Annotated in this window: 1 protein-coding gene; it reads right to left on the reverse strand. The window is 38.4% G+C overall.

Features of this window, described 5'->3' with window-relative positions; translation table 11 throughout:
- Positions 1-258 (reverse strand): diguanylate cyclase domain-containing protein (locus AAEY62_RS23335; RefSeq protein ID WP_350636821.1); only part of this gene is annotated, 258 nt, incomplete at both ends.

The raw sequence follows: 258 nt of genomic DNA on the forward strand, positions 1-258 counted from the left end.
GCCCTATGGTGTCTTCTTTGCGAATGACTTGCTGTAATCTTGCAGCTGATTTAACCAGTAGCTTATCGCCTAGTTCATGGCCAAACGAGTCATTTACTTTTTTAAAGTTATCTAAATCAATAAAAAGTACAGCCACATGCCCCTTGTTTCTTTGTGCTTCAAAAAGCATATGCGATAGTCGGTCAAGTGCTAAAAAGCGGTTAGGTAAAGAGGTTAAATTATCATAATAAGCTTGTTTACGGATCAGCTCTTCTGCAT

Origin of the sequence: Pseudoalteromonas sp. GW168-MNA-CIBAN-0100 (genome assembly GCF_040309225.1) — a bacterium.
In the GTDB taxonomy this organism is placed as follows: Bacteria; Pseudomonadota; Gammaproteobacteria; order Enterobacterales; family Alteromonadaceae; genus Pseudoalteromonas; species Pseudoalteromonas arctica.